The following is a 791-nucleotide window of genomic DNA, read 5'->3' as shown; positions in this document are numbered from 1 at the left end:
CATGGCTCGCATCTCCCGCGCGGCGCGCCGCCCTTTCGAGCAACTCTTCACGCTGCCCGGCGAGGGACGCCGGCCATTGGGCGTAGACGTGATCCATGATCGATTCGGGCGCCTGGGTTCCCGCAGCCTCGAAGTTATCCACAGCACGTTGAACCAAGCCCTGACATTCGCTGATCAGCGCCTGTTCGCGGCCTTCGTCCCACACGCCCTGGTCGACCATGAAACGTTGCAGGCGTTTGATCGGTTCTTCGAGCCAGGCCTGCTTGACCTCGTCCGCCGAGCGGTAGCGTGTGGCATCGTCGGCCGTGGTGTGATCGCCGAGGCGATAGCTCAGGCATTCGAGCAACACCGGGCCTTTGCCGTGGCGCGCCCGTTCGAGGGCCGCTTGCACGCGGTCATACACGGCGAGTATGTCATTGCCGTCGACCTGCTCGCCGTGGAACCCGGCGCCAATGGCTTTCTGCGCCAACGTGGGAGCGCCGCACTGAATGCGTCGCGGTACCGAGATCGCCCATTGGTTGTTGTTGACCATGAACACCACCGGCAACTGCCAGGCGCCAGCGACATTGAGGGCCTCGAGAAAATCACCTTTGCTGGTGCCGCCATCGCCGCAGGTGGTGACGGCGACCCGATGCTCGCCACGGATCTTGAATGCGCTGGCGACGCCGCAGGCATGCAGGGCCTGGGTGGCAATCGGCACACAGATCGGGAAATCCTGCGCCACCGCCGGGTCGACAAAGTCGCTGCCACGCTCATCGCCGCCCCAATACAACAGGATTTCTTCCATGCGC

1 protein-coding gene is annotated in these 791 nt (G+C 64.2%); it reads right to left on the bottom strand.

Annotation, left to right across the window (positions count from 1 at the left end; genetic code table 11):
- On the bottom strand, positions 1–791 hold a 791-nt coding region (locus D8U61_RS09120), incomplete at both ends, for a thiamine pyrophosphate-dependent enzyme (protein WP_130926790.1).

It is taken from the genome of Pseudomonas sp. Sample_14 (assembly GCF_004307515.1).
Taxonomy (GTDB): Bacteria; Pseudomonadota; Gammaproteobacteria; order Pseudomonadales; family Pseudomonadaceae; genus Aquipseudomonas; species Aquipseudomonas atacamensis.
This window is presented reverse-complemented; position numbering and strand designations above follow the sequence as displayed.